The organism is Halomonas sp. ALS9, assembly GCF_001651035.1.
Lineage (GTDB): Bacteria > Pseudomonadota > Gammaproteobacteria > Pseudomonadales > Halomonadaceae > Vreelandella.
In genome coordinates, this window is the sequence record NZ_LXRG01000192.1 from 309,183 (window position 1) to 333,971 (window position 24,789).

The 24,789-nt window shown below is 56.2% G+C and carries 23 protein-coding genes; 8 read left to right on the forward strand and 15 right to left on the reverse strand.

The genetic code is table 11. The features are described 5' to 3' along the window. The first annotated feature begins 128 nt into the window (after positions 1 to 128). The gene (locus A6R74_RS15310; RefSeq protein WP_064235343.1) at positions 129 to 755 is read left to right on the forward strand and encodes a LysE family translocator; all 627 of its coding nucleotides are present in this window, start codon (positions 129 to 131) and stop codon (positions 753 to 755) included. Between the two features lie 3 nt (positions 756 to 758). On the opposite strand, the gene A6R74_RS15315 is transcribed toward A6R74_RS15310, so the two are convergent. Then, entirely contained in the window at positions 759 to 1,700 is a 942-nt protein-coding gene (locus A6R74_RS15315; protein WP_064235344.1) for a nucleoside recognition domain-containing protein, read from the reverse strand. A gap of 132 nt (positions 1,701 to 1,832) precedes the next feature. On the opposite strand from A6R74_RS15315, the gene A6R74_RS15320 reads away from it, so the two are divergent. Then, complete coding sequence (locus A6R74_RS15320) at positions 1,833 to 2,291, forward strand: Lrp/AsnC family transcriptional regulator (protein ID WP_064235345.1); 459 nt, start codon at positions 1,833 to 1,835, stop codon at positions 2,289 to 2,291. 7 nt (positions 2,292 to 2,298) lie between these two features. Here A6R74_RS15320 and A6R74_RS15325 read toward each other — a convergent pair whose 3' ends face one another. From A6R74_RS15325 to A6R74_RS15335, 3 genes are all read right to left on the reverse strand, one after another. After that, the gene (locus A6R74_RS15325; protein ID WP_035580959.1) at positions 2,299 to 2,919 is read right to left on the reverse strand and encodes a TetR/AcrR family transcriptional regulator; all 621 of its coding nucleotides are present in this window, start codon (positions 2,917 to 2,919) and stop codon (positions 2,299 to 2,301) included. Positions 2,920 to 3,013: 94 nt separating this feature from the next. After that, the gene (locus tag A6R74_RS15330) at positions 3,014 to 4,510 is read right to left on the reverse strand and encodes a CoA-acylating methylmalonate-semialdehyde dehydrogenase (protein WP_064235346.1); all 1,497 of its coding nucleotides are present in this window, start codon (positions 4,508 to 4,510) and stop codon (positions 3,014 to 3,016) included. Positions 4,511 to 4,571: 61 nt separating this feature from the next. Further along, positions 4,572 to 5,945, reverse strand: coding sequence for an aspartate aminotransferase family protein (locus A6R74_RS15335; protein WP_064235347.1), 1,374 nt, complete (start codon positions 5,943 to 5,945; stop codon positions 4,572 to 4,574). Positions 5,946 to 6,269: 324 nt separating this feature from the next. On the opposite strand from A6R74_RS15335, the gene A6R74_RS15340 reads away from it, so the two are divergent. The 5 genes from A6R74_RS15340 to A6R74_RS15360 are packed head-to-tail and all read left to right on the forward strand — an operon-like array spanning position 6,270 to position 11,609. Then, positions 6,270 to 6,512 (forward strand): hypothetical protein, encoded by a 243-nt coding sequence (locus A6R74_RS15340; protein ID WP_064235348.1) that lies wholly within the window; start codon positions 6,270 to 6,272, stop codon positions 6,510 to 6,512. A 14-nt stretch (positions 6,513 to 6,526) separates the two neighbouring features. Next, on the forward strand, positions 6,527 to 8,050 hold the full coding sequence (locus tag A6R74_RS15345) for a sodium:solute symporter family protein (RefSeq protein WP_064235349.1): 1,524 nt from the start codon (positions 6,527 to 6,529) through the stop codon (positions 8,048 to 8,050). 11 nt (positions 8,051 to 8,061) lie between these two features. After that, positions 8,062 to 8,913, forward strand: coding sequence for a FadR/GntR family transcriptional regulator (locus A6R74_RS15350; RefSeq protein ID WP_064235350.1), 852 nt, complete (start codon positions 8,062 to 8,064; stop codon positions 8,911 to 8,913). A gap of 18 nt (positions 8,914 to 8,931) precedes the next feature. Further along, on the forward strand, positions 8,932 to 10,206 hold the full coding sequence (locus A6R74_RS15355; RefSeq protein ID WP_064235351.1) for a Zn-dependent hydrolase: 1,275 nt from the start codon (positions 8,932 to 8,934) through the stop codon (positions 10,204 to 10,206). Between the two features lie 2 nt (positions 10,207 to 10,208). Then, positions 10,209 to 11,609 (forward strand): amidase, encoded by a 1,401-nt coding sequence (locus tag A6R74_RS15360; protein WP_064235352.1) that lies wholly within the window; start codon positions 10,209 to 10,211, stop codon positions 11,607 to 11,609. Between the two features lie 13 nt (positions 11,610 to 11,622). Here the strand turns inward: A6R74_RS15360 and A6R74_RS15365 are convergent, their stop codons facing one another. From A6R74_RS15365 to frdA, 7 genes are all read right to left on the reverse strand, one after another. Beyond that, a complete protein-coding gene (locus A6R74_RS15365; RefSeq protein WP_064235353.1) occupies positions 11,623 to 13,017 on the reverse strand; it encodes an AMP-binding protein in 1,395 nt (464 codons plus the stop codon). Next, positions 13,014 to 13,964 (reverse strand): o-succinylbenzoate synthase, encoded by a 951-nt coding sequence (gene menC / locus A6R74_RS15370; protein WP_064235354.1) that lies wholly within the window; start codon positions 13,962 to 13,964, stop codon positions 13,014 to 13,016. The genes A6R74_RS15365 and menC overlap by 4 nt, the downstream gene beginning before the upstream one ends. Beyond that, the gene (gene menB / locus A6R74_RS15375; RefSeq protein WP_064235355.1) at positions 13,964 to 14,824 is read right to left on the reverse strand and encodes a 1,4-dihydroxy-2-naphthoyl-CoA synthase; all 861 of its coding nucleotides are present in this window, start codon (positions 14,822 to 14,824) and stop codon (positions 13,964 to 13,966) included. Before menB ends, menC begins: the two co-directional genes overlap by 1 nt. A 48-nt stretch (positions 14,825 to 14,872) precedes the next feature. After that, positions 14,873 to 15,259 carry a fumarate reductase subunit FrdD gene (gene frdD / locus A6R74_RS15380; protein WP_064235356.1) on the reverse strand — a complete coding sequence of 129 codons (387 nt, stop codon included), beginning with the start codon at positions 15,257 to 15,259 and terminating at the stop codon, positions 14,873 to 14,875. Between the two features lie 2 nt (positions 15,260 to 15,261). Beyond that, complete coding sequence (locus A6R74_RS15385; RefSeq protein ID WP_064235357.1) at positions 15,262 to 15,657, reverse strand: fumarate reductase subunit C; 396 nt, start codon at positions 15,655 to 15,657, stop codon at positions 15,262 to 15,264. A 169-nt stretch (positions 15,658 to 15,826) separates the two neighbouring features. Beyond that, a complete protein-coding gene (locus tag A6R74_RS15390) occupies positions 15,827 to 16,594 on the reverse strand; it encodes a succinate dehydrogenase/fumarate reductase iron-sulfur subunit (protein WP_064235358.1) in 768 nt (255 codons plus the stop codon). Beyond that, positions 16,591 to 18,378, reverse strand: a complete 1,788-nt coding sequence (gene frdA / locus A6R74_RS15395) for a fumarate reductase (quinol) flavoprotein subunit (RefSeq protein WP_064235359.1) — start codon at positions 18,376 to 18,378, stop codon at positions 16,591 to 16,593. Before frdA ends, A6R74_RS15390 begins: the two co-directional genes overlap by 4 nt. Before the next feature lie 264 nt (positions 18,379 to 18,642). On the opposite strand from frdA, the gene A6R74_RS15400 reads away from it, so the two are divergent. Then, positions 18,643 to 20,112, forward strand: a complete 1,470-nt coding sequence (locus A6R74_RS15400) for an anion permease (protein ID WP_064235360.1) — start codon at positions 18,643 to 18,645, stop codon at positions 20,110 to 20,112. Positions 20,113 to 20,120: 8 nt separating this feature from the next. Here A6R74_RS15400 and menH read toward each other — a convergent pair whose 3' ends face one another. From menH to A6R74_RS15420, 4 genes are all read right to left on the reverse strand, one after another. Continuing rightward, a complete protein-coding gene (gene menH / locus A6R74_RS15405) occupies positions 20,121 to 20,879 on the reverse strand; it encodes a 2-succinyl-6-hydroxy-2,4-cyclohexadiene-1-carboxylate synthase (RefSeq protein WP_064235361.1) in 759 nt (252 codons plus the stop codon). A gap of 4 nt (positions 20,880 to 20,883) precedes the next feature. Next, entirely contained in the window at positions 20,884 to 22,605 is a 1,722-nt protein-coding gene (gene menD, locus A6R74_RS15410; protein ID WP_064235362.1) for a 2-succinyl-5-enolpyruvyl-6-hydroxy-3-cyclohexene-1-carboxylic-acid synthase, read from the reverse strand. Between the two features lie 5 nt (positions 22,606 to 22,610). Continuing rightward, a complete protein-coding gene (locus A6R74_RS15415; protein ID WP_064235363.1) occupies positions 22,611 to 23,933 on the reverse strand; it encodes an isochorismate synthase in 1,323 nt (440 codons plus the stop codon). A 132-nt stretch (positions 23,934 to 24,065) separates the two neighbouring features. After that, positions 24,066 to 24,767: a 4Fe-4S dicluster domain-containing protein gene (locus A6R74_RS15420; protein WP_064235364.1), complete on the reverse strand. Its 702-nt coding sequence runs from the start codon at positions 24,765 to 24,767 to the stop codon at positions 24,066 to 24,068. Between the last annotated feature and the right edge of the window lie 22 nt (positions 24,768 to 24,789).

The window sequence follows — 24,789 nt, forward strand, 5'->3', positions numbered from 1 at the left end:
ATTAGAGTCGTGCAGAGCAGCTTGCTAATTCACAGACTCTCTAAAATGCAACTTTGAGTCGTCGACACGGGGGTTATCCATTAGGATTAACGGAATGAGACATTTCAACCTCATCAGGAGATGCGCCCATGCTGCTTTCCACTTGGCTGCTTTTTGTTGCCGTGGCCATGGTCAGTATTGCTAGCCCTGGCCCCGCGTTTCTGGTCGCAGTACGCAATGGCATTACAGGCGGTACCAAGCGCGTCGCGCTATCATCGCTGGGCAATATTACAGGCTTACTCATACTGGCGAGTGCGGCTGTATTGGGGCTAGGCGTAGTACTCAATGCCTCAGAGGTGTTGTTTAGCCTGCTTAAACTGGGCGGCGCGGCTTATTTGATCTATCTGGGTATTCGTCAGTGGCGTAGCCGAACCTCTCTTGCAATCTCTACTATCGCGGCTAAACCAACCCCTAGGTGGCGCACCTTTAGTGAAGGCGCACTGGTAGCTGTGAGTAACCCTAAAGCGATTCTGTTCTTTACCGCCCTGTTTCCACAGTTTTTGGATACACAGCGTGCCTTGCTCCCCCAGTTTTCGCTTATGGTGGGCACCTTTATGGCGCTCTCCTTCGCCGTTTTAATGATCTATGGCGGGCTCGCGAAACACCTCTCCCGTTGGCTGAGCAGTGCCTCACGGGTGAAGTGGGTTAATCGTATGATGGGTAGTGCTTTTATTGGGTTGGGCATCTCTATTTTGCGTTTACGGCAGCCGGTGTAAAGGCTATTTATTACTCACTTCGGTTGCAGGCCAACGGGCAATCACCGCAACAACCACAACGGCAAACAGCAACCGTGCCCACAAGATGCCCACCACGTCGGCCCCGAGCATTAAGATCAGCAGCGTATCCTCTATAACGCTATGGCAGAGGCCAAGAAAGCACAGCGCAAGCGTGCTATCGCGCTTGCTAAGCACACCATTTTGCACGTCTCGGATCAGCAGCCCGGCGCCATAACTTAATCCCAACGTAAAACCAATCACCGTCACATTAGCGGCCGAACGGCCAATGCCTAATAGTTTGAGTAGCGGCAGTAAAACAAGATGAATCCACCGCTCCAGGCCAAGTTTTCTCAGAAGTTTTAACAGCACAATCAGCACTAAAATAATCACAAAAATAAGCGCTAAGGTTTCAAGCTGAGCAACGGCCCAATCGCTTAGCGTTGGCTCCAATGAAAGGCTTGGCTGCCATATCAGCTCAACCGGTGCCTGCAGCAAACCAAACGTTGAGTAAAAATAGTGTAACAACCAAGCAAACAGCAAAGCCCCACCGACACGCAGGACTAACGTGGCCCACCAGGGCACCCCCGCCCGCTTGGCAACCGCTCCCTCCACAGGAATAGAGTGTCCTACCAGCATCAACGCCCCTAACACCGTTACTTGCTCGACACTCAAGGACATATCACCGGCTACTTGAAAAAACACTGCAATGGCAGTGTACAAGTTGGTAAAGAGCGCCGCCGCCCATACAACGCCCAACTGCTCAGGCAGGCCAAGTACGTTCATTAAGGGGGCCAGTAATGTTCCCAACCAATCGACAACACCCAACAACTCTAACCCTTTAACGATGAGCAACGCTGGAATCAGAATTTTGAGTAGCGTTACGTATACACGCAGCGCGTCTTTGAGAACGCTACATAAGCCCTCCAATAGGTGATAAATGCTCATAGGCCTCTAGCTCTCCATTGCCATCGTCTGAATAATCGTTATGCTAAAGGAGGCAATGCAGAATCTTCCTTTCAATACTGCATTAACAATCACTATTCGTTCTTTATAAGCACAGGAAGAGCATTTTATTTCATGGACGCCATTGATCGACGAATCCTTGACCAGCTACAGCGTGACGCCAGCCTAACCAATCAAGCGCTAGCGGATGAGATAGGGCTCTCTCCCTCTGCCTGTTTAAAGCGGGTTAAGCGGTTGCGCGACACGGGGATCGTCGAACGGGAGGTGGCACTGCTCAATCCTGACGCCCTTGGGCAGTGCCTGCATATGGTGGTGGAGGTGACGATGGAGCGGGATAACAAATCACTCTACCAGCGGTTTTTAAAATCAGCACTGAGCGCACCGGAAGTTAAGCAGTGTTACCAAGTGACCGGTGAGTGTGACTTTGTATTGATTGTGACGGTGGCTGATTTGGATGAATACGACCGTTTCTGCGATCGCGTTTTGTATGGCGATGACAACCTGCGCAAGTTCCGCACGTTACTGTCGCGTAAGCGGCATAAGTTTGATACGTCGGTACAGCTTTCTCGTTGAGTGCTGCTCAAGCCGTCAGCCCAATGCCGCGCAAAATCACCGAGGTCACCGACTGTACGGCTTTTTCGAACTGCAGGTCGTCCAGCGGCTGGTCGTCGTTGAGCAGGTAGATTTGGTAGTCGAAGTCGGCATAGTGCTGGGTGGAGGCCCAAATCATATAAAGGAGATAAGAAGGCTCCACCGGATTGATCTGCCCCGACTCGACCCATTCGCGAATTTTCGACTCTTTAAGCTTGGCCCATTCGTAAAGATTGTCGCGTAGGCGCTCTTTCAGAATAGGGGCGCCTTGCATCACCTCGGCTGCCCATATTTTTGAGCCATGAGCGCGATTGCGAGAGTGATTCATCTTGGCGCGGATATAGGTGGAGAGCACCACGCGGGGGTCATCGTAGAGCTCGAAGCAGAGCGCGTCCTGCTTCCAGACCTCTAAAAGCTCCAATAACACATCCTGGTACAAGGCTTTTTTGGTCGAAAAGTAATAGTGCACGTTGGACTTGGGAATATCGGCCAACTGGGCGATTTCCCCCATGGAGGCACCGGCGTAGCCTTTTTCGGCAAATAGCTGCTCCGCGGCTAAGAGAATCTTCTTAACGTTGGTCTGGCGAATTTCGTCCTGGGTTCTTGCCACGCTGCGCTCGTTCCTTACATCGAAGATAGGCATTAAAAAAAAGCACCGTCGCAGGGCGACGGTGCTGAGAAGATGTCCTATTTACACTGGAACGTCAACTTTGATTGGCGGGGAACGAGAACTCTGCCCGGGTCGCTTCGCTAACTGACGGCCAGCGCTGGGAAACTGCTTTACGGCGGGTATAGAAACGCACTGAATCCGGGCCGTAGGCGTGAAGGTCACCAAACAGCGAGCGCTTCCAGCCACCAAAGCTGTGGTAGGCCACCGGTACCGGCAGCGGTACATTGACCCCGACCATGCCCACTTCAACGCCATCGGTAAAGCGGCGGGCGGCTTCGCCATCGCGAGTGAACAGGCAGGTGCCATTGCCGTATTCGTGGTCGTTAATCAGTTGCATGGCGTCGTCCAGGCTGCCAACCCGTACCACGCAGAGTACCGGGCCAAAGATCTCCTCCTGGTAGATGCGCATCTCGGCGGTGACGTTATCGAACAGACAGCCGCCGACGAAGTAACCTTCCTCGTAACCAGCGACCTGTAGATCGCGGCCATCGGCTACCAGCTTAGCGCCAGCTTTAACGCCATCTTCGATGAAGCCGAGCACTTTATCGCGATGCTCAGCCGTCACCAGCGGCCCCATATCCAGATCCTTTTTGGTGCCAGGGCCAACTTTTAACTGTGCGATTTTAGGCAGCATGGTTTCGACTAAGCGATTGGCCGTTTCATCGCCAACGCAAACCGCCACCGAGATCGCCATACAGCGCTCGCCGCAACTGCCAAATGCTGCGCCCATGAGCGTATTGGCGGCGTTCTCCAGGTCAGCATCCGGCAGCACGACGGCGTGGTTCTTCGCCCCGCCCAAGGCCTGAACGCGCTTGCCCGCGGCGGAACCGCGCGAGTAAATCGCTTCTGCTACGGGGGTTGAGCCCACAAAGGAAATAGCTTTTACGGCCTTGGCATCCAGCAGCGTTTCCACAGCCTCGCGCCCGCCATGAACCACATTCATCACGCCTTTGGGTAGCCCGGCTTCTTGCAGCAGTTCTGCCACCGCCATCGCCGCTGAAGGGTCTTTCTCCGAAGGCTTGAGGATAAAGGTATTACCGCAGGCGATCGCCATGGGATACATCCACAGCGGCACCATGGCGGGGAAGTTAAACGGGGTAATGCCCGCCACCACGCCTAACGGCTGAAAGTTAGACCACGCATCAATGCCCGGCCCAACGTTGTGAGAGTACTCGCCTTTGAGCAGTTCCGGCACGCCACAGGCGTACTCAACGTTCTCGATGCCACGCTTGAGTTCACCCATGGCGTCTTCGGGGGTTTTGCCATGCTCTTCGCTGACCAGTTGCACCAGGCGGTTAGCGTTATCTTCGAGCAGTTGCTTAAAGCGGTACATCACCTGGGCGCGCTTGGCGGGCGGGGTATCGCGCCAAGCGGGGAAAGCCGCCTGGGCAGCGGCAATCGCACGCTCTACATCGGCGGCATTGGCATCCGCTACTTGGCGAATCACTTTGCCCGTTGAGGGGTTGGTTACGTCCAGCGTGCGCTGGCTTTGGACTAATTCACCGTTAATCAGGTGGGAAACATTACTCATATTCAAACTCTCTAAAATTTAGTTCAGTCGCTTTCGCCAACGAAGTTTATGCCCGCAGCACTTATGCCAACGAATCCAAGGTGGTCGCCACCGCATCAAACAGCCGCTCTAACTCAGCCTCGGTGGTGCCAAAGGGAGGGCCAAACTGCAGGGTGTCGCCGCCATAGCGCACGTAGAAGCCCGCCTCCCAGAGCGCCATATGGGCATCTCTTGGGCGGATAATGGGGTCGCCGTCCCGGGGCGTTAGCTGAATAGCGCCAGCTAAGCCGTAGTTGCGAATATCAACAATATGGTTGCGGCCTTGCAGGGCATGCAGCTTTTTCTCAAAGGCGGGTGCAATGGCGCTTACCTGTGCAGGGAAGTTTTCACGCTCCATCATCTCAAGCGCCGCCAAGCCTGCCGCACAGGCCACTGGATGGGCGCTGTAGGTGTAGCCATGAGGGAACTCCACGGCGTGTTGGGGGCCACCGGCGTGCATAAAGGTGTCGAAAATCTCGCTGGACGCAATCACCGCGCCCATGGGGATGGCGCCGTTGGTGATCTGCTTGGCCACGTTCATGATATCCGGCGTGACGCCAAAAGCCTCGGCGCCGGTAGTCGCGCCACTGCGACCAAAGGCGGTGATGACTTCATCAAAAATCAGCAGAATATCGTGGGCGGTGCAGATCTCGCGTAGGCGATCCAGGTAGCCTTTTGGCGGCACAATGACGCCTGCAGAGCCTGACATCGGCTCGACAATCACCGCCGCAATAGTCGAGGCATCGTGGAGCGCGATCTGATCGAGCAGCGCATCGGCAAGCTCGGCGCCGGTTTCCGCTTGGCCACGGGTGAAGGCATGGCCCGACTGAAGCGTGTGGGGAAGGTGCGTCACATCCATCAACTGACCGTAGTGTTTACGGTTGCCACCGATACCGCCCAGGCTAGTGCCACCAATATTCACCCCGTGATAGCCCTTGGCGCGGCCGATCATACGGGTCTTCTCAGGTTTCCCTTTCAGCCGCCAGTAGGCCTTGGCCATCTTGACCGAGGTATCGGCGGCTTCTGAACCCGAGTTGGTGAAAAACACATGGTCAAGCCCAGCAGGCGTAAGGCTAGCGACCTTTTCCGCCAGTTTGAATGCCAGCGGATGAGCAAGCTGAAAACCGGGGGCAAAGTCGAGCGTGCCGAGCTGTGCCGCCACGGCTTTTTGAATCTCTTCGCGGTTGTGGCCCGCGCCACAGGTCCAAAGGCCTGACAGCGAATCAAACAGCTTCCGACCCTGGTCATCAATGTAGTAGCGCCCTTCCGCCCCGGTGATAACACGCGGGTTGGCGTGAAAATCGCGGTTGGCGCTAAACGGCATCCAGTAGTGCTGGTTAAGTGCCGTCTTATCTGGCGTATCTGTTGAGGGGGTACGCGAGGTTTCAGAGGGTGTTTTGCTTTTTATTCCAAACATGGTGTCCAGCTCCATCGTATGTGGCATGGCCTCAGCATGCGCCACTGAACACGTTTATAAAATTACCCTCTTCTTTTGTTCACGTTAGGGAATCCATACGTAATAGAGCCGCGTTGAAGATATCTTAACCTTGACGCCGGTTAAAAAAGCACCTAATCATTATATTTATACGAATAAATACAACAAATCAGTGGAACACGCCCAAACAGTACTCGGCACCGATTACGTTGCTTCAACAAGCGATGTGATTCGTCACCGCACGCTGGAAATACTGCTCACAAATTCAACACAAACAGTTCAACGTAAATAAAGGGCTAACTCGCTATGAAATATTTAACCCCGCTAAAGCTGTCGATTTATGGCGGCATGCTTTTCAGTTTTTTTATGCTGGAAAGTCCCCTCATTATGCTAGCTAACCGCATAGAGCCCATGGTGATGGGTATCCCCTTTCTGTTGGTGTGGAACTTGTTTTGGTGGTTTGTGATAACGGCGCTGTTTTTGGTGGCCTACTTCACCAATTGGGGCAGCCCCGTACCGACAACTGCTCACACCAATAAACAGCCATAGCTAGGGGATTAACCATGACCGGTAGTTTATTAATTATTGCGGCCTTTATGATTATCCCCTTGATGGTGGGGATTTTATCGGCGCGTCAATCGCAAGAAACCAGCGAAGACTTTTTCGTTCAGGGGCGCGCCATGGGCAGTATCGCGGTGTTTTTCACCGTGGCGGCAACCTGGTGGAGTGCCTTTGCGTTCCTCGGTTCCAACGCGACCTTTTATACCAATGGGCCGGTGTTTCTTACTGCGTTAGCCTGGAACCTGCTGTTTGGCTTTATGTATTACTGGATCGGCAAGCGGGTTTGGTTTTTAGGCAAGCGATTCAATTATTTAACGCCTTCGGATTTAATTGGCGACTTCTATAATAGCGAGGCGCTACGCATTACCGTTGCCGCTATTACGCTGATTTTCACCGTGCCTTATTTGCAAATTCAGCTCACTGGCGGCGCCTATTTAATCGAAGTCGCCTCCGGTGGTTTGATTCCTTTCTGGCTCGCCGCGCTGCTGTTCTACTTCATCATTATTATCTACGTTTGGATTGGCGGCATCCGCGCCATTGCCTGGACCGACGTTATTTACGGCGCACTGCTATTCTTCGGCATGCTTTACGCGGGCTACTACATTTCCAACCAGGTAGGTGGGCCAACCGCCCTCTTTAGCCAGCTTCATCAGACCTCTCCTGACCACCTCACCATGCCTGGGCCTAACGGCACGATGGGCTACCCCATGTGGTTCTCGCTGTTTGCCATTACCGCTATTGGCGCCTTTATGGGCCCGCAAATCTGGCTGCGCATGTACTCGGTCAAACACGGCAAGCTGTTTAACTTAATGCCTTTTTTGCTGGGCTTGGCCGCCTTTGCTTATGTGGGATCGGTGCTGTCTGGCTACTCCGGCGTGCTACTTGAGCCCAATGTAGAGAATGCCGATCAAATCCTGCCCATCATGTTGATGGAGTATGCCCCTTACCTGCTTGCCTCGTTGATTATGGCAGCAGGCGCTTCGGCCGCGATGTCCACGGCTAACTCGCAGATTCACGCGGTATCCACCGTGGTCACGATGGATATCTACAAACGCTATGTGAACCGTGAAGCAAGCCAGGCACGTATTGTTTATATCGGTCGTCTATCGCTGGTGGGCTTCTCTCTGGCGGCTTATATCATGGCGCTTACCGTACCCGGTGTACTGGTCACCATTGGTATTGCTGCACTGGCGGGCACCGCACAGCTGGTGATTCCCACCATCGGTGCCATCACCTGGAAAAAGGCCCACCCTACCGCTGCGCTCGCCGGGTTATGGGCTGGCGTTGCCTGCGTGCTATTAATGACCTTTGGCCCGCTAAGCGCCCCCTTTGGTTACCATGCAGGTATTTGGGGGCTATTGCTGAATGCCGTGCTCTTTGTTGGCCTAAGCCATGCGTTGCACCGTCGCGATACAGCAGTAGTGGAAAGGTTTACCCAGGCACGCTACGACTACGATGCTGAGTACCACCCTGAACGTTTGCCCGCCTATACCCAAGACGTTACCAGCAGCGCTAACCACAGATAAGGAGTGTGTTGATGACGCAAGCCCCTGTTACAAAAACAGTTTCAACCACTGGTTCAGCCTCAAGGCGTAGACCCAAACTCGCGGAGCTGATCAGCGACGATATCAAGCGCTGGATTGCCGCCGAGTCATTAGGGGAAGGCGATCGCCTGCCGAACGAAAAAGCGCTGATGGAGCTTTACGGTAGTGCCAAGGCGACGGTGCGAGAAGCGCTCAAGATCCTTGAGGTTGAGGGGCTTATCACTTTAAAAACCGGGCCTAAAGGTGGCGCGGTGATCAACCAGCCAGGCATGGAGCCCGCCAGCCGCATGCTGCGCAACTTTCTGCATTTCCAGCAACTAAATGGCAAGCAGGTATATCAGTTGCGCAAGCTATTGGAAGTAGAGCTTGCGGCGTCGGTGGTGGGAAGGCTCACCGAGCACGACTTCCAGCAGTTGGAAGCCAATATATCGGCCTGTGCGTGCTGCGGGGGCGAGGAGGATCATCGCCACCAGCGCTTTTTAGAGCTGGAGTTTCACCAACTGCTGGCCCGTGCCTGCCCTAACCCGTTACTCGCGTTTATGTGCCAGTTTTTAAACGACATGCTGCGTGATTTGGTAGTGATCAAAAAAGCATACGTGCCCGAGCGTAAGCAATTCGATCACGCCAATCAGGACTATCACCGACAGTTGATAGAGGCTTACCGCGCTGAAGATGCCCAACGGGTGCGTCAGGTAATGGCCGAGCATATGGCCGATGCCGAGCATCATATGGCCGCGCTGGAAGCGGAAATGGCTGAACAGATGCTGATCAGCAACGAATCGCCCAACCTTCAGAATCACCGTTCCAAGCTACACGACTTACCGACGGAAAATGCGTCCGTCTAATCTTGCGAGGAGAGTGAAATGAACACCTACGTTACACCAACCAATGATATCACCGACCTAAGAACCGACAGCGACCGCCTATGGGAGTCGCTGATGGAGATGGCCAAACTGGGCGCCACTCCCAAAGGCGGGGTCAACCGTCAAGCGCTTACCGATTTAGAACGCCAGGGCCGCGACTTGTTTATTCAGTGGTGTCGCGCCGAGGGCTGCACGATTCGAATTGATAATATCGGCAATATCTTTGCCCGCCGGGAAGGCAGTGACCCCAACGCCAAAACGGTCATGGCGGGCAGCCACTTGGACAGTCAGCCAACCGGCGGCAAGTATGACGGCTGTTTCGGCGTGCTCTCCGGCCTGGAAGTCATTCGCACCCTTAACCAGCACAACATTACGACGCAATCCCCCATCGAAGTCGTCGCCTGGACCAATGAAGAGGGCTGCCGCTTCCCTCCTTGCATGATGGGTTCCGGGGTATTTAGTGGTGTGTTGGAATTTGACGCCATGCTAGCGCGCACCGACGCCGATGGCGTCACGGTCAGCGATGCCCTGGATGCCATTCACTACCGCGGCAGCGATACGGTCTCGCCTAGCGAGATAAAAGCCTTCTTTGAACCCCATATCGAGCAAGGCCCTATTCTGGAAGACACCGACACCACTATCGGCGTGGTCATCGGTGGTTTGGGCCAGAAGTGGTTCGATTTAACCCTGACCGGGCTGGAAGCCCATGCAGGCCCTACCCCGATGAATCTGCGTCGCGATGCCCTGATGGGCGCAGCAGAAGTCACCCAGGCGCTAAACCGTATTGCCTTTGATCATCAGCCCCACGGGCGCGGCACGGTGGGCTGTCTGACCCTACACCCTGGTTCGCGCAACGTGATCCCTGGCCAAGTCAAAATGACACTGGATATGCGCCACTGGGAACCTGAAGCCCTTATCGCAATGGGCCAGGCCGTGGCCGCCGCCGTTGAAGAAATCTGCCAACGTCACGGGTTAGAGTACGAGCTAACTCCCACCGCAGATTTTGCACCTGAACACTTCAATGAAGCGTGTGTTGACGCCGTACGTCAGGGAGCCGCGAAACTCAATCTCTCGCATATGGATATCATCAGCGGCGCTGGCCACGATGCGATGTTTGTCGGCCGCGTGGCTCCCGCCGCGATGATCTTTATTCCCTGCAAGGATGGCATTAGCCACAACGAAATTGAGAGCGCCACACCGGAGCACGTTCACGCTGGCTGTAACGTGCTACTACACGCCATGCTTGAAGCAGCCGGTGTTGAGGATGGTGAATAATCATGGCCGACTCCTTTGAAACACTAACGGCCGTCGGCGCATTGGCTCGTTTCGGCGAGGGGTCGCTCTCGCCGGAAACGCTAATTGATGACTGCTTGGCGCGGATTGAGCGCGATAACCCCAAGGTCAATGCATTTACCTGCGTTAATGATGTAGAGGCTCGGCGCCTAGCCGCGGAGTCGGCTAAACGCTGGCAGGCAGGCACGCCCTGCGGCCCGCTGGATGGCATACCCATTACCATTAAAGACCTGACCTTAACCAAAGGTTTGCCTACGCGCCTAGGGTCAACCACCACCTCGGCAGATGGCCCTTGGGAGGTAGACGCCCCGATCAGCCGCCACCTGCGCAACGCCGGGGCCATCGTGATTGGCAAAACCACTTCACCGGAGTTTGGCTGGAAAGGCGTCACCGATAACCCGCTGCACGGCATTACTCGCAACCCTTGGAACACTAAACTCACACCAGGGGGGTCATCCGGCGGCGCAGGCGCGGCAGCAGCGCTCAATTTGGGTTTGCTTCATCAGGGCAGCGACGCGGGCGGTTCAATCCGCATTCCATGCAGTTTCACCGGCACCTTTGGCATTAAGCCCACCTTTGGCTGGGTGCCCCAATGGCCCGCCAGCGCCATGAGTACGCTCTCTCATCTGGGCCCAATGACCCGCACCGCCGCCGACAGTGCGCTAATGCTTAGCGTGATGGCACAGCCCGATGCCCGGGATGGCTACTCCGGCAATCCACTCGGCCCTGACTGGCTTACCCCGCCCCCTGCTGATCTACGCGTCTGGCGCATCGCCTTTAGCGCTAACCTCGGTTATATAGAGGTCGCCCCGGATATTGCCCAGCGGGTTGAGGAGGCCGTTGCCCATTTAGAAGCACTGGGCGCGACCGTAGAACGCGTGGATCCTGGCTTTAGCGATCCAATTAAAACCTTTAATACCCTCTGGTTTGCGGGTGCTACCCAAGCGCTCGAAAAACTCAACGAACAGCAGCAGGCAGCGCTCGACCCAGGATTTCTGGATATTGCCAGACGTGGGCAGGATGTATCGCTTTCCGCCTACCTCGCCGCCCGGCGTGAGAGCAGCGAATTAACGGCGCAGATGGCGGCGTTTCATAAGCGCTATGATTTGCTGGTCACGCCTGCGATGCCCATTGCACCCTTTGCCGCTGGCCACAACGTGCCGCCGGATGGAACCTACCGCGATTGGATGGACTGGACGCCGTTTAGCTACCCCTTCAACCTTACACAACAGCCCGCCGCATCGCTGCCTTGCGGGCTGGATAACCAGGGGCTGCCAGTGGGGCTACACCTTGTGGCAGGCAAATACCAAGATCTAAAAGTGCTGCATGCTGCCCAATTGCTGGAGCGCTATTTGCCACCACTAACACCGCCGGGGATGGCATAACCACATGTGTTAGCTACTTATTGACCAACTGCTCCCGCGCCAGCTCAGCAAACTGCTTGCGGGAGGGTTTAAAGCCCACCCCTGGCGGCCAGGCAAGCCAAGCGTCGGGCACCATAAAGCCAGGCAGTGCTTCGCGTACCCAGGCATTTATCGCTTGTTCCGATACGGCCTCGCCGTGCCAATCGATAAACGCCACCGGGCGCTCGCCCCATTCGGGGTGGGGCATTGCTACCACTAGCGCTTGGGCAATGCTGGGGTGGTCGACTAAGCGCTGCTCGATAGTTTCTGGCTGAATATTTTCGCCACCAGAGATAAAGCCATTATCGAGCCGCCCTTCCACCACCAGCGCCCCGTCCGCGTTGAAGTGTCCCTTATCTCGGGTGGCAAACCAACTCTCTTCATTCAGCGCTGGGTCTAGGTTGCCATTGTTTAAATAGCCACAGAACAGGGTCTCGCCACGCACCTGAATTTCGCCATCGACCACCCTCGCCTCACGGCCCGGCAGCGGTTTTCCGACCACACCCGGTGCGGTGGGAATACCAGTACAGACCTGGCTAGCCATTTCCGATAGCCCATAGCTAACTTTCGGCGTTAGCCCTAGCAATGTCATCTGCGTCACCAGCGGCGCTGGGATCGCTGCGCCGCCCAACAGTAGCTCGCGGAGCTGAGTGCGCTTGGGCGTAAAGCCTGCTTTCAACAGCCGCCAAAGCTGAGTGGGCACCAGAGAAAGATGGCTAATCGCCTGCTGCTCAAGACGCTCCGCCAGCGTATGGGGAGCCTCGTCGAGGATCACCCGTCCTCCGGCAAGAAATACCCGAAATGGAATGGCGTAGCCGCCGATATGAAACAGCGGCAGCGACAGCAGCCAGCCACTGTTCTGATCAACCGGGATAAACGACGCCGAGCCGCGAGCAGACGCCAAGTGATTGCCCACGCGGTGTAGCACCGCCTTGGGCGTGCCACTGGAGCCGGAGGTAAAAATCGTATTGCACAGCTGATTGCCATCCAGCACCGGTGGCTCTGTCACATCGCCTTCCGCCAAAAAATCGAGGCTAACCGGTGTGAGTTCGGCAGGATAATGGTGGTCGCTTTCCGTTTGGCAAACCCGCCCAGCCTGCAAACGCTTGGCTAGACTGAGCTGCTGGCCAATAGGGAACACAGGATTCAGCGGACAAAAAATAACCCCTGCCCGCAGGCAGGCCCACGCCAACAGTAAGGATTCAAGCGAACCTTTGGCGGGCACCACTAAGCGATCACCGGGCACAAAACCTTCCCGCGCAAGCTGCTGCGCTAAAGACGCCACCCACCGATTGAACGTCCGGTAGCTAAGACGTACCGACCCCGCCTCTACCGCAATATGCTCGGGGGTCTCTTTGGCCCAGTAGTGGATGGGGCAGGTGTCTATCACGCTGAATTTTCCATTTTAGAGAGACAGTGCAAGTTTTCTGTCATCACTTCGCCCGCGGCAGTGGTCACGCGTTCGCTAAGCCAATGGCCAGTATCCAGCCCCGGCGGCTCATCAGGCGCCCACTCACAGGCCAACCGAGCAAGCAACTCAAGGCCTAGATCAGATTCAAAACTGGAAGAGATCACTACCTGCAAGTCGCGCTCACGGGCTCGCTGAACGAGTGCTTCGCAGGCACTTAGCGAGCCTATCAAAGTGGGTTTGATCACCAGGGCTTTAAGCTGCGGGTGATAGTGCCACTCTTTCTGGCGCGATAGCGTTTCATCCAGGGCGATGGATACCCCCGTTGCCTCCGCCACGGCGATAGTATCGGCAAAGGCAGCGCAGGGCTCTTCCAGGTAGTCGATCTGTTTGAGGGGGAGACGCGTGCAGAACCGCTGGGCTTCTTCCCGTGTCCAGCCGCCGTTGGCATCCAGAATCAGCTTAGTCGAGGGCAGCCGAATGGCGAGCTGGTTAATCAGCGCCAGCTCCTCTGCCATGGTGTAGCGCGCCACCTTGAGCTTGAGCCGAGACGGAGGCAAAGCCCCCCAACCGTTCACGACATTATCAAGCACGAGCATCAATTCCCTGGGCGCGCCTTGGAGCAGTGGATAGGGCGGCAAAGGCGCGGGAAGGTTGGCAGGCCATTGGCGCTGGGCGCAGTCGAACCCAAACTGCACCGACGGCAACGTTGGCGTTACTTTCTCACCATGCTGCATAGTTTCAAGGCAGGCCAGGGTTTCAGCTTCCACATCAGCAAGGGTTTCGGTTGAGAAGCCGGGCAGCGGAGCTATCTCGCCCCACTGGCCATTGATGCACACCAACAGCCCTTCCCTGTTCGCCAGCCGATTGCCTTTAAACATCAGCGGCTGGCGAAACGCTAGTGAGTAGCGGTAAAGCGCCAGCTTCATTACGGATTACGCGGGTAGCGGGAAAAATCCGGGCGGCGCTTTTCGTTAAAGGCGTTGCGCCCCTCCTGCCCCTCTTCGGTCATGTAATAGAGCATGGTAGCGTTGCCCGCCAGCTCTTGAAGCCCGGCCTGGCCGTCGCAGTCGGCATTAAGCGCGGCTTTTAGGCAGCGTAGCGCCATGGGGCTGTGCTGCAGCATCTCGCGGCACCAGCGCACACTCTCTTTCTCTAGCTCTTCGAGCGGTACTACGTGGTTGACCAGGCCCATATCAAGTGCCTGTGCAGCGCTGTACTGGCGGCATAGAAACCAGATCTCCCGGGCCTTTTTTTGGCCCACAATACGCGCCATATACGAAGCGCCGTAACCGCCATCGAAGGAGCCGACCTTGGGGCCTGTCTGGCCAAAAACCGCGTTATCGGCCGCGATAGTCAGGTCGCACATCATATGCAGCACATGACCACCGCCGATAGCGTAGCCCGCCACCATCGCCACTACTGGCTTAGGGCAGGTGCGAATATCGCGCTGAAAATCCAGCACGTTGAGGTGATGGGCGCCCTCTTCATCCTGGTAGCCGCCATAGTCACCACGGATGCGCTGATCACCGCCAGAACAGAAGGCTTTATCGCCGGCACCGGTGAGAATAATGGCACCAATAGCACTGTCGTGGCGGGCGCGGTTAAGCGCTTGAGCCATTTCGCTCACGGTTAGCGGGCGAAAGGCGTTGCGCACTTCGGGGCGGTTGATGGTAATCCGCGCAATGCCATCGGCAGTGGTGTGATACAAAATATCCTGGTAGCCATCTGAGCGATCCTGCCACTCTACCGGCGCATAGAGTTCTGTTTCAGTGAGTCCGTTAATCATGACAATCTCTTTTTTTATCTGTCAGGGATAGTGATTACCACGCGTCGTTTAACCCAGCATACCTGCTAAGACTAAGCCTAACGCTAGAAGGCTTAGCAGCGCGGCACCGCCATACATCAGCTTTTTATTGGTGGCGTCATTGCCCACGCTGATATCAAACAGCCCATGGCGTAAGCGGTGGGCGGCGTGGAACAACGGCAAGCAGACCACCGCTCCGATAAACAGAAAGCCCGGCACGCTAAATAGCAGCGCGGATGCCCGCTCATAGCTCAGTGCTTCGGCGGGCAGCAGGCCCAGGGGCAGTAAAACGGCGATAAACAGAATCACGGCGGGCAGTAAAACGGCGAAACAGACGCCGCCTGCACTAAACAGCCCCCACCAAAGCGGTTCATCAAAGGCTTGTTTATGCTGTGCACCATGTTTACTAATGCTCATGCCTACACCCTCCCCAGTAGCCAGAAAAACAGCAGTGCAACCGCCACCACACCCGCCCACTGCCCAGCGACAATAACTTGATCGGGCAGGCTATGCCCGGCGATACGCAGCGGCATCACCCGCGGGAACAACACAAAGAAGGTAGCGGCGTGGAACAAGCTGGCAGCCAATGCGACAAGGTTCAGCAGCAATACGATGGGCGAACCCATAAAGGCGACCCACCCCTGCCAGCTCTCCGCCCCTTGAAGAAGCGCCACCATACCGGCCAGTAAACACAGCGTGAAAAACACCAGCGGCAGCACCGTGGCTTCGCGCAGCATATAGAGCTTAAAAAAGCGGTGTTTAAGCCACCAGTTGCGTTTAAGCGGTGGCAGGCGTTGCGATGATGATTTATCCATACCTTATCTCCTACACCTTTTCTAACAGTGCTATTTCAGTTTGTTACGGATATCCGATACCGGTGAGTGGGGCAGGTTGTAGCGAGGGTCTTTCGCCATGGATGGCGAAAGTAGCGCCCATGGATGGGTTCACAGCGCCCTCGCGGAAACCTGCCGCACGGCACGCCTCCTACCCTTTAAACAACGCAATAAGCGTGTGCTTGGCCGCCTCGACCTTGCCCTGATTTACCGCAGCGGCGGGGTCAACGTGTTTGGGGCACACCTTCGAGCAGAAGCCCACAAAGGTGCAGCTCCACACCCCCTCATGGCGGTTCAGCTCGGCCATACGCTGTTTTTTGCCGTGGTCGCGGCTGTCTAAGTTATAACGGTGGGCAAGCGTAAGCGCTGCCGGGCCGAGGAACTCTTGATTAAGGCCAAACTGCGGGCAGGCGGAGTAGCAGAGACCGCAGTTAATGCAGTTAGCGAACTGTTTGTAGCGCTCCAACTGTTCGGGCGTTTGGCGGTAGGTTTCCGGCGCGTTGGGATCAAACGCTTTTACCGGATTATCGTCAATAAGGTAGGGCTTCACCGCCGCCAGGTGTTCCAGGAAGATCTCCATATCCACCACCAGATCCCGTTGCACCGGGAAGTGGGCCAGCGGCTCAATACGAATATCGCCCTCGTAATCGCGCAGGAAGGTTTTACAGCCCAGCTTAGGAATGCCATTGACCATGACCCCGCAGGAGCCGCAGATCGCCATGCGGCAAGACCAGCGGTAGCTCAGAGTACTATCGAGCTCTTCCTTGATATGGTTGAGGGCATCCAGCAGCGAAGTGCTGTCATCCACGGGCAGGTCGTACGCCTGCCAGTAGGGTTCAGCCGAGCTGTCCGGCAGGTAGCGTTTGACGCTGATGTGCTTGGTATTGATCTGCTTGGTAGTGATCTGTTCGGTACTCATGCTTTTACCCCCTTGCCCGCATCGCCATAGGCTCGCTCAGCCGGGGCGGAGAATTGCACATCGACATCCTGCCAGTGCAGCTCGGCATGGCCATCACCTTGGTAGAACACCTGGCTGTGTTTGAGGAAGTTAACGTCATCGCGTTTTTGCATACCTTCATCCAAGCGCTGGTGGGCACCGCGGGATTCACGCCGTTCAAGCGCGCCCAAACAAGAGGCTTCGGCTATATCCAGGCCACACTCCAGCTCCAAACACTCAAGTAGCTCGGTGTTAAATATCTTGCTGGTATCGTTAACACGCACCTGTTTGAAGCGGGCACGTAGCTGACGCATGGTCTCCAGCGAATGGCGCATGCCCTCTTCGGTGCGATAAATTCCGCAGCCGCTCTCCATGGCCTGCACCATGGCATGCTTAAGCGCTACCCAGTTTTCCCCGCTGCCGGTGCCATCGCATAGCCGCAGCAGCTTGGCTTGCTGGCGATCGCCCTGGGCTTCCAGCAGGCGCTCATCGGCCCACTCAGTTTGCGCTGCACGCTTGCTTGCCTGTTCACCGGCCAAGCGGCCAAACACCAATAGCTCGGTTAGCGAGTTTGAGCCAAGTCGATTAGCGCCGTGAAGGCCCACCGAAGCGCACTCCCCGGCGGCATAAAGCCCGGCAATGGAAGTTTCACACTGGGGGTTAGTTTCAATACCGCCCATGGTGTAATGAACCGCCGGGCGAATGGGGATGGGTTCTTTCACCGGGTCGACGTTGATATAGGCTTTGGCCAGTTCGCAGATAAACGGCAGGCGCTCGAGAATGGTCTTCTCACCCAAGTGGCGCAGATCGAGATAGACCACATCGCTATCGCCAAACTTGCCGGTGCGGCCCGCCTGCTGCTCTTGCCAGAAGGCCTGTGAGAGCTTGTCCCGCGGGCCCAGCTCCATATATTTGTTTACCGGCTTGCCCAGCGGCGTTTCCGGGCCAAGGCCGTAATCTTGAAGATACCGGTAGCCATCTTTATTAAGCAAAATGCCGCCTTCACCCCGACACGCTTCGGTAATCAAAATGCCGGAGCCGGGCAGGCCTGTAGGGTGATACTGAACAAATTCCATATCCCGCAGCGCCACACCGTGACGATAGGCCATCGCCATGCCGTCGCCAGTGACAATGCCCGCATTGGTATTAAAGCGGAACAAACGCCCCGCGCCGCCGGTGGCCAGCACTACCGCTTTAGCGCGTAGCAGGGTTAATTCGCCGGTGGCGATCTGCAGCGCAATCACACCAATCACGGCACCTTCGTGTACCGCCAGATCGAGCACGAAATACTCGTCAAAGCGTTCGATCTCGGGGTATTTCATTGAGGTCTGAAACAGGGTGTGGAGCATATGGAAGCCGGTTTTGTCGGCCGCGAACCAGGTGCGGGCGGTTTTCATGCCGCCAAAGCGGCGCACCTGCACCTGGCCGTCATCCTTGCGGCTCCAGGGACAGCCCCAACGCTCCATCTGCACCAGTTCTTGATAGGCGTGGTGGACAAAGTAGTCGGCGACTCCCTGCTCAACCAGCCAGTCACCGCCGGACACCGTGTCGTCAAAATGCGCCTGGTGGGAGTCTTCTTCGCTGGTCACCGCCGCCGCACCGCCTTCCGCCGCCACGGTATGCGAGCGCATCGGGTACACCTTGGACAGAAGCGCAATGCGTTGCGGGGTGTTGTGCTCTTTGGCGTGCTCTGCAGCACCAATGGCAGCGCGTAAGCCTGCGCCACCACCACCGACAATCACGATATCGAAATCTCGCTGCTGCATGACGCTTCCTTCCGTTAGCCAAGTCAAAGGTGGTGATAGCGACACTCTTCGGTGCCCTTTCATTATTCGAACTTACCACGCCCTTGGCAGGCGCTTCTCATTAGTCGAAAGAACTATTGACGCACGTCAAGCAAGTTAGAAATCGAGTGAATATTGCTATTTACCTAGGCCCGCACCACCTACTCTTCAAGCCACTCATTGCTGGGCAGAAAGCTATCTGCCAAGCAATAAACATAGCCCTAACAGGCTTAAGAGAGGTGCTGCATGACGACTAATGCTCAACCCTCATCGCGATGGAAACTGCTAGCCCCATTAGCCGTCGCTATTATCATTGCACTGTTACCCACGCCCTCTGGTCTTGCGCCCCATGCCTGGTACTTCTTCGCTATTTTTCTGGGCGTCGTGGTGGGCTTAATCCTTGAACCCTTGCCGGGTGCGGTGGTGGGTTTGATCGGCGTGACGCTGGTGGCGTTGCTTTCCCCCTGGGTGCTGTTCTCCCCGGAACAGCTAGCGGCTGACGGATTTAACGCCGCCAACCAAGCCTTTTCATGGGCAGTGTCGGGCTTTACCAACTCCACCGTCTGGCTGATTTTTGGTGCTTTTATGTTTGCCCTGGGGTATGAAAAAACCGGCTTAGGGAGGCGTATTTCCCTCTGGCTGGTCAAAACCATGGGCAAACGTACTTTGACCCTTGGCTATGCGGTGATGATTGCCGATGGTATTTTGGCGCCTTTTACGCCCTCCAACACTGCCCGCAGCGGGGGCACGATCTATCCTGTCATTCGCAACCTGCCGCCGCTTTACGACTCACTGCCCAACGACCCCAGCATGAAACGCATGGGCAGCTACTTGATGTGGACAGCGCTTGCCTCTACCTGTGTGACCAGTTCGCTATTTTTGACCGCGCTGGCTCCCAACTTACTGGCTATTGCATTAACCGAAAGTGCAACCGGCATAGAGATCAACTGGGGGCAGTGGTTTATGGCGGTAGCGCCGGTGGGCATTTTGTTGCTGCTGCTAGTGCCACTATTAAGCTATTGGCTATGCGCACCAGAAGTGAAGGCGGGTCACGAAATTTCCGACTGGGCTGGGCAGGAATTAACCAAGCTGGGCGCTCTGACTCGCAATGAAATAGTGCTGGTCATCATGGTCGTTTCGGCTCTGCTGCTGTGGATTTTTGCGAGTGACATTATCTCTGCCTCACTGGTGGGGTTAATCGTCATCTGCGGCATGCTGCTAACGGGTATGGTGACTTGGAACGATATTCTTGATAACCGGGCCGCCTGGAACACCTTTGTATGGTTTGCCACCCTAGTCGCGCTCGCGGGCGGGCTTAGCCTAGTGGGATTTGTGACATGGTTTGGCAATGTGGTGGGCGGGCAGATAAGCCACTTTGACCCGCTGATGGCGATGGTGGCGCTGGTGGTTATCTTCTATCTATTGCACTACTTCTTTGCCAGCGTGACAGCCCACGTGACCGCCCTGCTGCCGGTGATTCTGGCGGCGGCGTCAGGCATTGCCGGGCTGGATATGCAGATGTTTATTCTGCTGCTGCTCCCCACCCTCGGCTTTATGGGCATTCTCACCCCCTACGGCACTGGGCCAAGCCCGGTTTACTACGGCAGTGGCTACCTACCCAGCGCACTATTTTGGCGGCTAGGAGCGATCTTCGGGCTGCTGTTCTTGGTGGTGTGGCTGGTGATTGGCCTGCCTTGGTTAATGCTGATCAACTGATTGAACCGTCAGCTATCAGTGCCAAACCAAGCGTTAAGCTGCTGTGAGAACGCCTCTGGTTGCTCAGTATGAAGATTGTGGCCCCCACTTAGCGCGATATGGCGCAGGCGCGGGGCCATCGTTGTTAGGTGGGTCGCTAAGGTGTGGAATTTGGCGTCCCGCTGGCCTGAAAAATAGCTGATCGGTAGCGAGGTGTTTTCCAGCCAATTCCATAGCGAGGGCTGATGCCCCAAGGACGTTGACCGCAGCATCTTGGCGATAGCTGGCCCGTGATTAGCTAATCGACGATGAATCTGCTGACTGCGCTGAGCCTCAGAGAGATCAGCAAACACCGGCTGCTGATACCAATCGATAAGTACGTCTTTCAGCGGCTCCTGCTCAAAGCGTTTGGCCCACTTTTCATCATGGGCAATGCGTGCAGAGCGCTCACTGGCTGGCAGCCCCGGGTGGGCACTTTCCAGCCAGAGCGCTTCCAGCCCCGGCGGTTTTCGGCTGGCATGGTACAGCGCCAAACGCCCGCCCAGGGAGTAGCCCAGCAGGCAGTAACAGCTCACACCGTGGCTTATCAGCGTATCGCTAAGCCAGTGGTGACATTCTTCAAAAGAGCTTACTTGTAGCTGGTGATTCTGGCCGTGACCGGGTAAATCCAGCGCGAGGCAGTGGATGCCTTCCAAGCCAGCGATGACCTCCGCCCAATCGTGGCAGTTTCCCAGTAGGCCGTGTAGCAGTACCAGGGTTGGCGCCTGCTGCAGAGGTTTACGGCTCACGCGGCTATCCTCGAATCGCTGCGCCAAGCGCCTTGAGATCATCGGCGACCTGCTGATGGGGTACGTTAACCTCGATCAGTGTAACGCCCGCCGCTAACGCCTGGGTATAAGCCGCCACGAAGGCGTCCAGTGAGTCGGGCGCTGAATGGCCAAGCCCAAACATTTTGGCCGCATATTCGAAATTCAAGCCGTGAGGCTGACGGTAGTAGCGCTCCAGCAGCTCGCCCCCTTTGGGCACCGGCAGCATATGAAAAATGCTGCCACCATCATTATTGAGAATAACCACCACCAGCGGTTGAGCCGCCTGCTTTAACAGCGCTAAGCTGTTGAGATCATGCAGCGCGCTGGTGTCGCCCAGCACAATCGTCGTGGGTTGCGAGCATGTGCAGCTAAGGCCATAGGCCGTGGCGATCAGGCCATCAATACCGGAGGCACCGCGGTTGGCGAATACCTGCAAAGGCGTTTGGCGATGCCGTCCCAGCATATTCATCAGCCGTGCAGGCAGGCTGTTGCCGATAAACAGCTGCCCTTCGGCCAACTGCGCCAGCTGATGGCAAACACCCAGCTCTGAGAATGCCGTGCACTGCTCCTCTACAAGATGGCTAGTGCGGCGCTGAAGGCTATCCAACTGATGCCAAGGCGATTGTTCAGAGTGCGCTGGCAACGCTGCGATAAAGTCAGCAGGCAAGCCTATCAAACGGCGCTTAACGCAATAGTCGGGATCCAGCCGCTGGGGCAGCGGGTCGACCAACCAGACATCCTGCCACGGCTGCTGGGCAATAAACTGGGTGAGCCGTTTGGAGATTAACCGACCGCCAAACTGCAGCAGCACTTCTGCCTTAGCCAGTTCCGCGCTAAAGCGTTCGTCATGTAGGGCCAAATCAAAATGAATCAGGTTGTGGGGATCAAAGCGAAGCTGGCTCTGCACATCCGCCAACAGCGGCCAGCCCAACTGCTTGGCTAGGGCAACCACTTGTTGCGCCTGCTGCGGGTCATCGATGCTGCCTACCACAATCAGGCCGCGCTGCTGGGCAAACGTTTCCCACTCGTTGTTGAGCGCTGGAATTACTTTGCTAGACGACCAATCACTCCACGGTTTTGAAGCCATCAGCCAGTTCCCCAGCGGTGCAAGATAGTCGCTGGCATCCACTAAGCAGTCACCGGGATAAAGCGGTTCACGGTAGCGACAGTTGATATGGAGGGGCCCTGGCGTGCGGCGCTGTTGATCTATCGCTTGATCAATGGTGCTGAGTAGAAACGCTGCTTTTATGTCAGCGTCTGGCGGCGGCAGGTCGTGATGAACAATGGTGTGGCGGGAGAATATATCCCGCTGGTCAATGGCCTGGTTGCTGCCGTTATCCAACAATTCAATGGGGCGGTCGGCAGAGAGCACAATCAGCGGCACGCCAAGCAGCTTGGCTTCCACCACCGCCGGATAGAGATTCGCCACGGCGGTGCCTGAGGTGGTGATAATGGCCACTGCCCGCTGACTGCCCCGAGCAATACCCAGCGCCATAAACCCCAGCCCCCGCTCATCAAAATGGCAGTGGCAGCGTAAACCGGCATGCTTGCTGGCGGTCATGGTTAGAGGCGACGAACGCGAACCCGGTGCCAGCACTACATCGCGCACGCCTAAGCGGTAGAGCTCCTCCAGCATCAGCGCCGCCCACACATGATTAAAGGTGGCGTGCGCTTGCGCAAAATCGCTCGATACAGGTGTTGCCATGTACGTTATCCCATCCCTAGCAGCGACATAATATCGGCGATTTTGGTATCCAGTTCACGCCACTCTTCGTCCGGCTGGGAGCCTGCCACAATGCCTGCACCGGCATAAAGACGAATAGCTTGTGGGCCGATATGGGCACAGCGAATAGCCACAGCAAGGTCGCTACTGGCATGGCTAATTCGCCCGAAAACCCCCGCATACCAGCCGCGTTGATGGCGTTCATGCTGGCGAATAAATGCCATCGCTGACTCGCGAGAAACACCGCCCACCGCCGGTGTTGGTGGCAGTGAGGAAAGCAAAGACTGGTCAGTGGCGCTGTGATGTAACTCGGCATGGATCAGACGGCGAATATGCTGCAACGAGCGCAGCTTAACAATATGCGCCTCGCCCATCTGAATGTGATGGGCAAGGGGCTCAAGCTGGGACAACAGTTGCTGATAAACACACTGGTTTTCCAGCGTGTTTTTCTTATCCGCCAGCAACTCATCGGCAAGCACTTGGTCTTGCTCGGCGTCACGCCCACGGCGCGTGGTGCCCGCCAATGCTTCGGTAATTAGATGCCGACCTTCGCGCTGATACAGCCGCTCTGGCGGGCAGCCGATGAATGCTTCATGGGAAGTAAACTGAACACCAAAATGAAAACAGTCGGCGGCCCCTGCCTGCCAGCGCGACAGCAGCGCCCAAGGATTAGGCGTTTGCGGTGTTTCAAGACACGTTTCACGAGAAAGCACCACCTTCGGCGTATGCACAAGGTGATCAGGGTGCGTTACCTTTCCTACCCACGCCGCCCACTCTTGTTGGCTAGGGCGGTCTTCACGCTGGTAAACAAGGGGCTGCAGGCGAGGCAGCGGCTGTTCTTCTACCAAGGCGTCCAAACAGGCATAAGCCTGGGCGATTTCGGCAGTAGGGCTGCGGTTATCGAAACGTAGATTCAGTGACAGCGTCGCGCCATCTTGATCACGTTTAAGCTCGATGCGCGGTAGCAAAAAGTGACAGGCGGGAAAGTGTTCCCAACCCGGCGCACCAGGGTCAAAAGCCATACCGCCAAAATAGTCGGGCTGCTGGCCGCCGACACCTGCCAGCGCAGCAAGGTCGGTATCCAGTGCCGCTAGTGAATCAAAGGCGTTAACAGCCCCCAGCGTTGCATACTCTACCTCGCTCGCATCACGCGCATGCCAGTAGAGGCGAGGGTAAACGCTCTGCGCGTTTAGCCACCCCATCAGGTTATCCACCTGGCAGGAAGTAGTTAGGCGGATAAACCCTGTTCTATCGGTATGGCGAAGCGCATCAAGCTGATGCCTGAGGGCTTCAATAGGGTTAAATCGCATAATTCGCCTGTTCTGGAAGCGTTACTAGCGCCGAATATTTGTTTCGTCTAAATAAGCTACCCATCATAATTCAGACTCCTGACGCCGGGGCGATCAGGTTTAGCCCGGCCTTCAACTGCAAGGATGTCGACATCATTTATTAAAGTTGCGGATATAGAATACGTGAGGCTTGGTTCCCTGATCCCGCTGGAGCACCCGTGGGGTGTACTTGGCCAGCGCCTTGCTGGGCGGGCTTTCCAGGTCGTTCAGGTCGCCAAAGATGCGGGCATCCGCGGGGCAGGCGATCACACAGGCGGGATCCTCACCCACTGCAAGACGGTGGTCGCAGAAGGTGCACTTTTCGACCATGCCGCGATCACGAATACCCTGATAGGTCGTGGCCCTTGCGGGGTTGTAGTAAGGAATCGGTGCATCAGCCGCCTGGGCGACCTCCTGGCCGGTCGAGGTTCCCCCCGGTATGGCCGGCTCGCTGTCGCGCATAAAGTTCTGGTGGGGATCTTCCTTGTTGAACCAGATGACACCATAGGGACAGGACAATTGACACAAACGGCAGCCGATGCACTTATCGGGGTCATGTAGGGTCAGCCCATCCTCACTCTTGTGCATCGCCGTGGTCGGGCAGTTAGTAACACAGGGCGCATTTTCACAGTGGTTACAGAGGGTCGGGATATAGTTGTAACGGGTATCAGGGAAGGTACCTGTGGTCTCAATGATGTGATTCGACCAGTGGAACTCCACCGGCACGTTGTTCTCGCTCTTGCAGGCGATGTCGCAAGCTGCACAGCCAACGCAGCGATGCAGGTCGATCACCATGGCATAACGCTTGTCGCTCATATACTAGCCTCCATTGCCAGGG